General features: G+C 75.1%; 8 protein-coding genes. 2 read left to right on the top strand and 6 right to left on the bottom strand.

Annotated features, from left to right (window positions below; genetic code table 11):
* Positions 1-42 precede the first annotated feature (42 nt).
* Positions 43-231, top strand: a complete 189-nt coding sequence (locus tag D6689_12175) for a hypothetical protein (GenBank protein RMH41033.1) — start codon at positions 43-45, stop codon at positions 229-231.
* A gap of 1 nt (position 232) precedes the next feature.
* On the opposite strand, the gene D6689_12170 is transcribed toward D6689_12175, so the two are convergent.
* From D6689_12170 to D6689_12155, 4 genes are read right to left on the bottom strand one after another with little or no spacing between them, the layout of a single operon-like run.
* Complete coding sequence (locus D6689_12170; GenBank protein RMH41032.1) at positions 233-1,624, bottom strand: aminopeptidase; 1,392 nt, start codon at positions 1,622-1,624, stop codon at positions 233-235.
* Complete coding sequence (locus D6689_12165; protein ID RMH41031.1) at positions 1,600-2,967, bottom strand: hypothetical protein; 1,368 nt, start codon at positions 2,965-2,967, stop codon at positions 1,600-1,602. The genes D6689_12170 and D6689_12165 overlap by 25 nt, the downstream gene beginning before the upstream one ends.
* Positions 2,968-3,009: 42 nt before the next feature.
* Positions 3,010-4,494 carry a hypothetical protein gene (locus D6689_12160; protein RMH41030.1) on the bottom strand — a complete coding sequence of 495 codons (1,485 nt, stop codon included), beginning with the start codon at positions 4,492-4,494 and terminating at the stop codon, positions 3,010-3,012.
* Positions 4,409-5,053 carry an MBL fold metallo-hydrolase gene (locus tag D6689_12155; GenBank protein ID RMH41029.1) on the bottom strand — a complete coding sequence of 215 codons (645 nt, stop codon included), beginning with the start codon at positions 5,051-5,053 and terminating at the stop codon, positions 4,409-4,411. The genes D6689_12160 and D6689_12155 overlap by 86 nt, the downstream gene beginning before the upstream one ends.
* 338 nt (positions 5,054-5,391) lie before the next feature.
* Between D6689_12155 and D6689_12150 the strand changes: the two genes are divergently transcribed.
* On the top strand, positions 5,392-7,068 hold the full coding sequence (locus tag D6689_12150; protein ID RMH41028.1) for a hypothetical protein: 1,677 nt from the start codon (positions 5,392-5,394) through the stop codon (positions 7,066-7,068).
* A 31-nt stretch (positions 7,069-7,099) separates the two neighbouring features.
* Here the strand turns inward: D6689_12150 and D6689_12145 are convergent, their stop codons facing one another.
* Positions 7,100-8,020, bottom strand: coding sequence for a hypothetical protein (locus D6689_12145; GenBank protein RMH41027.1), 921 nt, complete (start codon positions 8,018-8,020; stop codon positions 7,100-7,102).
* A 26-nt stretch (positions 8,021-8,046) separates the two neighbouring features.
* Positions 8,047-8,577 (bottom strand): O-acetyl-ADP-ribose deacetylase, encoded by a 531-nt coding sequence (locus D6689_12140; protein RMH41026.1) that lies wholly within the window; start codon positions 8,575-8,577, stop codon positions 8,047-8,049.
* Positions 8,578-8,640: the final 63 nt, after the last annotated feature.

Below are 8,640 nucleotides of genomic sequence, written 5' to 3'. Positions count from 1 at the left end.
GGTGCAAAACAAAGGGCTAATCACTCCACCTGGGCTGTCAAGGTGCACCGCGGCCAGCGCCGCTGGCGCGTGATCGACGCCGATGCGCCGCTCGCCGGCGCATGTCCGTCCGGCCTCGGCGTGCCCGGCATCCCGCACGCAATCGAAGCGGCGCCAGCGACGAACGGCGCAGACGGGTTCGCGGGCGAGGTGCCCACCGACCGCGCGCCGCCGGTGTCGCGCCGCCGGTAGGTCAGTGCGCCTGCGCCGCGCCGCGCAGCCACGCGCGGAACGCGCGATAGCCGTGCCACAGGTCGGCCTTGGCCGACAGCTCGAGCGGCGAGTGCATGCTCACCACCGGGATGCCGACGTCGACCACGTCGATGCCGCGCTCGGCCAGGTACTTGGAAATCGTGCCGCCGCCGCCGGCATCGACCTTGCCGAGCTCGGCGACTTGCAGCGGTGCGCCGGCGGAGGCAAACAGGTCGACCACCTCGCGAATGCGCTCGGCGCGCGCCAGGTGACTGCCCTGTTTCCCGCGGCGGCCGGCGTACGGAAACAGCACCGGGCCGCCGCCGAGGCGCGGTGCCAGCCGGGCGACGTGCGGCTCGGGGAAGTTCGGGTTGAGTGCGGCGGGCGTGTCGGCCGACAGGGCGGCGCTCGCCGCGAACGCGCGCGCCAGCGTCCGCTCGTCGTCCGCGGCGCCCTCGGCGCGCAGCAGCCACGAAAACACCGTGTCGAGGAATCGCGAACGCGCGCCGGTCGGCCCGGTCGAGCCGATCTCTTCGCGGTCGACCAGCCACGCGACCATCGTGCGCTCGGGAGGCTCGTCGCCGGCCGCGTCGATCAGCGCGCGCCACGCGGCGAACGAGTTGAGGCGATCGTCCTGGCCGTGCGCGCCGACGAACGCGCGGTCGACGCCGACGTCGCGCGCCGGCCACGCGGGCACCAGGTACAGCTCGGCGGTCGCCAGGTCGGCCGCGGTGATGCCGTAGCGGCGGTACAGCTCGCGCGCGAACGTGTGCGACGGCGTCTCCTTCGCGGCGTGGGTCGACGCGGCGATCGCGACCGCGCTGCCGTCGCGCTCGTCGGTGGCGTAGAACGAAAACCCGTCGCCGGCGAACCCGAGGCGCACGGCGACCTCGTCCCCGCCGGCGGTCGCGACGCGCCCGACCAGGCCGAGCGGGATGCCGAGCCAGTGGTGGCGGCGCGCGCCGCCGTACCGGTAGGTGACCAGCCGGGCCTCGCCGGCGTCGTCGACGAGCGCGTCGGCGCGCAGGCGCGGCGCCGGGGTGTCGATGTGTCCGCACACCAGGCGCGCGCCGGCGCCGGCGAGCGGGCGCCGGCCGACGACCACGAACAGGGCGGTGCGGTCGCGGTCGACGAACACGAGCCGGTCGCCCGGGGCGACGCGCGCCGCTTTCGTTGCGAGCGGATCGATGCGGCGCCAACCCGGGGACCGGGTCGTGGTCCAGGCGACGATGTCCGCCGGCGTGCGGCCGGCGTCGAGGAAGTCGCGGTAGGCGGCCGCGAGCGCGCCGGCGTTCGCCGGAGGCGCTGTGCGATCGGGCGCGCCGAGCGCGCCGCCGCACGCGGCGACGACGGCGACGGCGGCGGCGATCAGTGTGCGAACCACGCGGCGCATGCGCGGTACCCCATGTACAGGTCGAGGGTGGACGCCAGCTCAAGCGGCGCGCCGGCACCGGCGACCGGCAGGCCGAACGCGACGACGTCGCCGCCTGCGGTGGCGAGGTCGCGCGCCGGCGCGTCGCGGTCGCGCTCGCCCGTCGCGATCTGCCACTGGACGCCGCCGGCGTCGAATGCGTCGACCGCGCGGCGCACCGCAGCGGGCAGCGCGTCGTCGGCGCGCGGGTCGAGGACGACGCCGCGGTTGCGCGCTCCGCCGAGGTCCGCGGCGACCAGCGCCGCCGACCGGCGCCACGCCCGGCCCAGCGCGAGCCCCCCCGCGACGTCGTCGCCCGTCGCCAGGGCCGCGACGGCGGCGTCGACGGCGCGCCGTGCGAACGCGATCCCCGCCGCGCCGTCGCCGCCGGCCGCCGCGCGCGACACGATCGCGACGATCGCGGTGTGGTGCGGCGCGTCTCCGTCGACCAGCGCGCGCACCGCCGCGTACGCGAGCGCGCGCCGGCGGTGGCCGTGACCGGCGAGCAGCGCGCGGTCGACGCCGACGAACACGGGCGGGCCCGCGGGCACCAGCGCCATCTCGGCGCGCTCGAGCGTCGCCGCGTCGACGCCGCGCTCGGCCAGATACGCCATGAGCGCGGCGGTCGACGCGGCCGCGACCGCGTCGAGGCGCTCGGGCGAATCGACGATGCGGTCGCGCTGGACCTGCCGCGCCAGGTGGGGCAGCAGGTCGGGGATGGCGAACACCGGGTCCTCGGGCGCCTCGCCGAGCGCGAGGTCGACCGCGGGCGCGTCGCCGGACGCGGCGGCGTAGACGTACAGCGCCAGCGGATGCACGAGCCACGCCGCCTCGTCGAGGTCGCCGTAGGGCGCGCCGTCGACCAGCGCGAACCCGGCCGCGTCGTAGACGGGCCGCTGCTTGAGGCCGATGTGCGGCGCGTCCACGCTGGCGACGACCACGCGCACGCCCTCCTCGACCGGGCGGCGGCCGACGCGGACGATCGCCGCCGCCGCGCCGCCGGGCCCCATCCATATATAGGTGCGGCCGGGCGCGGCGGGCGCACGGACGGCGGCCAGCGGTTCCGCGCCGCGCGCGCCGGCCAGCGCCACCAGCGACGCGACCGCCCGCCGCGCCGTCTTGGCCGACGCCAGCCAGCGCGCATAGTCGCCCGCGAACGCGGCGACGCGCCCGCGCGCCGCGGGCGCGAGGGCGTCCCACCCGGACCGCCGCTTCGGCACCAGCTCGGCGGCCGGCTTGTCGGGCCGGGCCGGGGCCGGTTCGGGCGCGCCGGCGCACGCGGCCGCCGCCAGGGCGGCGAGCGCGGCTGTTGCGGTGCGGGCCACCGCGCGACGGTAGAGCAGGGCGGCGCCGCGGGCAAGCCCGGGTCACGGCGACGGCGGGCGCACGAACACCGGGTTCGCGTAGATCCAGACGTGTTCGCGCTCCGCGTCGTCCGGCCCCAGGTTGCCGAGGTACGGCCCGAGATGCCGTGGCACGATCCGGACCTCCACCCGGTAGGCTGCCGCGCCGGCCTCCACCGTCGCGGTCACCTCGGGGCCGCGACCGCGGGCGACCTCGGTCACGCTGCCGTTCGGATCGATGCGCAGGATCACCGCGTGGACGTCGGGCGCCGGCAGGCTCGGGTCCAGGTCGAGCACCTCGGGCACCGACACGACCAGCGCGTCGCCCGGCGCCACGTCGCCGCCGAGCTCCGCTCCGCCGGCGGTCACGTCGAACCCGACCGGCGTCCCGAACAGCTCGAACGCCACGAACATGCGCCCGGCGCGCAGCGCCGCCTCGATCGACGCCGGATCGGTCGGGTCGTCGGCGAGGACCACGTTCGAGAACCACCGGATCATGCGCCGGTACGAGTCGCCGCGTTCGCCGTCTCGCAGTTCGAGCGGAAGCGCGTTTTGGTGCGCGTCCGTGCCGGCGCTGCCCCACACGCGCATCCCGTCGGCCAGCAGCGCGTCCCACCGGCCGAGCGACACGTCGTTCGGTTCGAGAAACGACAGCAGCGCCAGGTCCGGTTCGGGGCCCTCGGGCGACGTGTCGGCGAACTGGACGACCGCGCGGATCGCGCCGGGGCCGTCGAGCCCGAGCAGGTCCTGTCGGATGTCCGGGTCGATGTTGGCGTGCAAGTTGTAGATCTCGATGCCGTCCGGGCGCGCCGCGCGCAGCTTGTCCAGCGGGTGCTTCTCGGTGTGCGCGTACCACGCGAGGCCGCCGAGGTCGCGCCACCTGGCCATGTCGGCCGGGTCCTCGGAATTGTACGCGGCATGGCGCTGGTCGACCGTCCCGTCCGGGTGGCGGTCGAGCAGGATCGGCATCTGGTCGTTCTCGCCGCCGACGAACAGGAGCACGCGGTGACCGTCGTCGCAGCGCAGCCGCCCGGCCGTCGGCGCGGCCGGGTCCGGCAGCAGGTCCACGTCGCCGCGCGACAGAAACAGGTCGGCGAACGCCTCGTCGGCCATCGTCGCGTCGTGGTCGGTGAGCGCCGCGAAGTCGATGCGATCGGTGCACAGCGCGCGCTTGAGGTCGGCGAGGCACGACTCGTCGAGCGAGCCGTCGAACGCGCGCGGCTCGCCGTCGCACGCGTCGTGCGAGTAGGGCGAGTGCAGGTGGATGATGCCGCGCGCCGGCGTGAGCCCGCGGCGGACGCCCATCGCCCGCGCCGGCGGCAGGCCGCGGTTCCACGCCGGCAGCGGCGGGGCCGCGTCGGGCGTGCCGCCGCCCCCGCCGCACGCCGCGAGCGCCGCCGCGAGCGCCGCCGCGGCCGAGCCGCTACGGGCGCGCGCGGACGAACGGGTTGCGCAGCGCCTCGTCGCCGATGGTCGTGGGCGGCCCGTGGCCGGGGATGACGAGCGCATCGGGATCGAGTGTATACAGCCGCGTGCGGATGGACTCGACGATTTTCCGCGGGTCGCCGCCCGGCAGGTCGGTGCGGCCGATGCTGCCGGCGAACAGCGTGTCGCCGGAGAACACGACCGTGCGGTTGCCGTCGCGCACCTCGAAACACACCGAGCCCGGCGTATGCCCCGGCGTGTGCAGCACGAGCGCGCCGGTCGCGCCGAACGGCACGGTCATGCCGTCGGCCAGCTCGCGGTCCACCGGCAGCACGTCGCGCGGCGCGAACCCGAACATCATCGCCTGCGCGCGAATCCCCCGATACAGCGGCAGGTCGTCGGGGTGCAGCCAGATCGTGCCGCCGCATCGCTCGACCACGTCGCGCGTGGCGTAGACGTGGTCGAGGTGCGCGTGGGTGTGCAGCACGGCGCGTACGGTAAGTCCCTCGGATCGCACGATTTCTTCGATCCGGTCCGGCGCTCCGCCCGGGTCGATGACGACCGCCTCGCGGGTCGCGGGGCAAGCCAACACCGTGCAATTGCACTGGAAAGGCCCGACGGCGAACGTCTCGCGCAGCAGCATGGCCGAAGTGTACTGCGATTTCGCCAGGTTACCATGGGAACTTGACAACCGGCGCCGGCCGGCGATGCTCGGAGCATGTCCGACAAACGCACTCGGTCGGCGAACTCCGCGGAGCTCGGCGTTCCGGCGTTCGTACTGGCGCTGGCCGCGTTCGGGCTCGCGCTCGCGGCGGTCGCGTTCGGCTCGTAGGGCCGCCGCTCGGCGCGCCGCGGTGCCGGCGACCTCGCGTATTTTTTGCGGGAGCGCCGGCGACGACGCGGTACCATCCCCGCTCGCGGGACCACGAGCCCGCGAGCGGGGGCCGACCGATGAGAGCTTGGGCGTGTGCGCTGATCGTGATGGCCGCGTGCGGCGGCGGCGATGCGGCGGGTCCGGATGCCGGACCGGCGGATGCCGGCTACCAGCCGGGACCGATCGAACCGTTTCCGGAGGCCTGGTGCCCCGGGCGGCCCGGCTGCACCGGAGAGGGCGGCGGGGGTCTGCGCGTGGGCGCCGCGCGCGCCTCGATCATGCCCGAGTTGGTCGAGACCGAGTGGACCGACGAAAACGGCAACGGCCACTACGACTCGGGCGAGCCGTTCGTCGACGCCAACGGCAACGGCGAGTTCGATCCCTACTGGATCGCCGGTTTCGGCACCGGCCGGCCCGCCGTCGGACTCAACGACGGCGTGTGGGCCAGCGCGATCGCGTTCGAGTGGCGCGACGTCCGCGTCGCGATCGTCGTGCTCGACGTCGTCGGCTGGTTCATCACCGACCACGAGCCGATGCTCGACCTGCTGCCCGCGTCGCTCGAACTCGACCACGTCATGATGGCGTCGACGCACGACCACGAGGCGATCGACACGGTCGGCAAATGGGGGCGCAACGAACTCGAGTCCGGCGTCGATCCCGACTACATCGACTTCGTTCGGCGGCAGGCGGCCGCGGCGATCGAGCAGGCGGTCGCACACCTCGAGCCGGTGACGATGGAGGTCGCGCAGACGCGCACGGTCGACGCCGACGGCTCCTCGCTGCGCTACGTGGGCGACCGGCGCGACCCGGTGATCCTCGACCCGACGCTCACCGTGATCCGGTTTGCGGCGGCGGGCGAGCCGGAGCGGACCGTCGCGTCGATCGTCCACTGGGCTGCGCATCCCGAATATGGTGGCAGCCGCAACAATCTGGTGTCGTCGGACTACCCGCACTGGCTGCGGGACACGGTGGAAAACGGCGCGCCGGCGACCGCGACCGAACCGGCGATCGACGGCATCGGCGGCATCGCGATCTTCCTCAACGGGCCGATCGGCGGGCAGATCGGCGACAACGGCGTCGTTCCGCTGGACGCCGACGGCACGCCGATCACCAGCGACGGCCTGCACAAGTCCGAGCGGATCGGCGTGACGGTCGGCCGGCTCGCGCTCGAGGCGATCACGTCCGCCGACCGGGTCGTCGACGTGCCCGATCCGCAGTTGCACTTCCGCACCGGCCGCATGGTGCTCGTGGTGGAAAACGTGTTCTTCCACGTCGCCGGGCTCATCGGCCTGTTCAACCGGCCGTTCTTCGGCTACGACGAGACCAAGCCGATCGACGAGGGCAACTTCCCGTACCTCGAGTCGCGCGTGACCTACCTGCAGGTCGGCAACGTCGGGCTGCAGACCGTGCCGGGCGAACTCGATCCGTCGATCGCGATCGGCGGGTTCGACGGCAGCCAGGCGTGGGGCGACGACTTCATCGATCCCGACAACGAGTTCCCGCCGGATCTGTCGAAGGCGCCGCCGCCACCGTACCTGCGCGACCTCATCCTCGCCAACCCCGGCGTCGAGGTGCCGCTGGTCGTCGGCATGGGCGAGGACTACCTCGGGTACATCGTGCCGGCGTGGAACTACATCTTGCACCCGGACAACCCGTACATCGAGGAGTTCAACGGCTCGCAGCACTACGAGGAGACGCTGTCGCTCGGCCCGGACATCGAACAGCAGGCCGTCGGGCCGGCGCGGTTGCTGTTGCAGTGGCGGCCGCCGGCGGCGAGCCGGTAGGCGCGCGCCGCCCCGGGGCGGACGCCCGCGGTCAATCGAGTGCGATCGGCAGGCGGCGGCGCGACGGGGGCTCGCGCAAAAGGCGCGCCGCCGCGTCGACCGCGGGCAGCGCGACCGCCGCGCCCGCGCCCTCGCCGGCGGTGATGCCGAGGTCGACGAGCGGCGCCAGCGCCGCGGCCGCCAGCGCGTCGGCGTCGGCGGCGGTCGCGCCGGCGTGGCCGGCGACGACGTAGGCGCGGGCGGCCGGCGCGAGCGCCACCGCGAGGGCGGCGGCGGCGGGCACGACCGCGCCGTCGAGGACGGTCGGAATGCGCAGCGCCGCGGCCGCGAGCAGCCCGCCCGCGAGCACGCCGAGATCGTAGCCGCCCCGGCGCGCGAGCACGTCCACCGGGTCGGCGCACCCCGCGCGCAACGCGGCGACGACCGCCTCGACCGCCGCGTTCGCGCCGGCGCCCGCCTGGCCGAGCGCGAGCACGTCGAGCCCCCGCCCGGCGAGCGACAGCACGAGCGCGACGCCGGTGTCGAGCGCTTCGACCGCCGCCTCGCGCGGCATCGCCGGCTCGCGGCGCACGTCCGCGGTGCCGCGCCCGATCGCCAGCGGCACGACGCCCGGCGGCAGGGAGTCCGGGTCGCGCACGCCGCAGTCGACGACCGTCACCTCGGCGCCGGCCGCGCGCGCCAGCACGTTGACCGTCGCGCCGCCGCCGGCGATGGCCGCGGCGCGGGCCGCTCCGTCGGGCGTCTCCGCGGCGCCGTGGTCGGCGCACGCGACCACCACGCGCTTGCGCGCGACCGGAGGCAGTGCCACGTGGCGGGCGCCCGCGAGCTGGATCGCGAGCGCTTCGAGCGCGCCGAGTCCGCTGCGCCCCGCCAGGCGGGAGCGAGCCGCGTCCATCGCCGTCTCGCTCGGCGGCTCGACCTCGGCGATCGTCTGGTCGAGCGCGGTCGGCATGGCGTCCGGTTGTAGCACGCCCGCGGTCACGTCCCGCAGTGGCGTTCGAGCGCCTTCTCGAACGCGGCGTAGGCGCGGTCGTCGATCAGCGCGAACAACACCAGCCGGATCGTGGGCGCGGCGGCGAGCGCGCCGGCCGTCGCCGCGATCGCGATCTCGGCGGCGTCGTCGACCGGGTACCCGTAGACACCGCAGCTGATCGCGGGAAACGCGATCGACGCCAGTTGTTTGGCGGCCGCCAACTCGATCGCGGTCCGGTAACACGACGCCAGCAGCTCCGGTTCGCCGTGCCGGCCGTCGCGGTAGCGCGGCCCGACCGCGTGGATCACCCAGCGCGCCGGCAGGTTGTAGCCGCGGGTCATCTTGGCCGATCCGGTCGGGCAGCCGCCGAGCGCGCGGCACTCCGCCAGCAGCTCCGGGCCGGCCGCCCGGTGAATCGCGCCGTCGACCCCGCCGCCGCCGAGCAGCGATTCGTTCGCTGCATTGACGATGGCGTCCACGTCCAGCACGGTGATGTCACCGCGCACGAGTTCGATGCGGTCCACCGGTCGCGTCATGTCGGCTCCTGTCGGCCTCGCTCGCCCGGCGCGGGCGGGCCGCCGTCAAGGTACCCGAAACGG

It is taken from the genome of Deltaproteobacteria bacterium, from assembly GCA_003696105.1.
GTDB lineage: Bacteria > Myxococcota_A > Polyangia > Haliangiales > J016 > J016.
Note: the sequence above shows the minus strand (reverse complement) of the source record. Positions and strands in the feature narration are given on the sequence as shown.

Excerpts from the sequence above, each read along its gene's own strand:
- D6689_12170 (RMH41032.1), bottom strand. The coding sequence starts at position 1,624 with ATGCGCCGCGTGGTTCGCACACTGATCGCCGCCGCCGTCGCCGTCGTC.
- D6689_12160 (RMH41030.1), bottom strand. The coding sequence starts at position 4,494 with ATGCGCTCGTCATCCCCGGCCACGGGCCGCCCACGACCATCGGCGACG.
- D6689_12155 (RMH41029.1), bottom strand. The coding sequence starts at position 5,053 with ATGCTGCTGCGCGAGACGTTCGCCGTCGGGCCTTTCCAGTGCAATTGC.
- D6689_12150 (RMH41028.1), top strand. The coding sequence starts at position 5,392 with ATGGCCGCGTGCGGCGGCGGCGATGCGGCGGGTCCGGATGCCGGACCG.
- D6689_12145 (RMH41027.1), bottom strand. The coding sequence starts at position 8,020 with ATGCCGACCGCGCTCGACCAGACGATCGCCGAGGTCGAGCCGCCGAGC.
- D6689_12140 (RMH41026.1), bottom strand. The coding sequence starts at position 8,577 with ATGACGCGACCGGTGGACCGCATCGAACTCGTGCGCGGTGACATCACC.